The following is a 347-nucleotide window of genomic DNA, read 5'->3' as shown; positions in this document are numbered from 1 at the left end:
AGGCGCGTGGCGGTGACGACCACGTCGCTGACCTGAGTCGTGTCGTCGGCCAGGGCAGGTGCGGCGATGGCGACGACTGAGAGAGCGGCCGTCGAAAGAAGAATGGAACGCTTCATTGAGCGATATCCCCGTTTCCGGTCCCGCGAATGCGCGCGAGAGACCGTCATGAGCGAACCGACCCGCCAGACCGCTTGAGGGTCTGGACGGCGCAAGGTCGGGTCGCTTCCACGGAGAAACCGCGCTGCTGTCTGGTCCCGGACAGGAGCGAGCGACGTCGGCGGCCAGGTCTCCTGGCTTGCGGGTCGCAAACCGCCGTCCTCGCCTTCCCAGTCACCCAGTGGCGCCGG

The 347-nt window shown here is 67.4% G+C and carries 1 riboswitch.

Annotated elements, in window-relative coordinates:
* Positions 1 to 262: 262 nt before the first annotated feature.
* Positions 263 to 347: riboswitch (cobalamin riboswitch) on the bottom strand. This riboswitch is flagged as partial in the annotation.

Source organism: Halomonas sp. ND22Bw, from assembly GCF_003011945.1.
In the GTDB taxonomy this organism is placed as follows: domain Bacteria; phylum Pseudomonadota; class Gammaproteobacteria; order Pseudomonadales; family Halomonadaceae; genus Halomonas; species Halomonas halophila.
The sequence above is the reverse complement of the archived record's forward strand: the minus strand, read 5'-3'. Positions and strand labels throughout refer to the sequence as shown.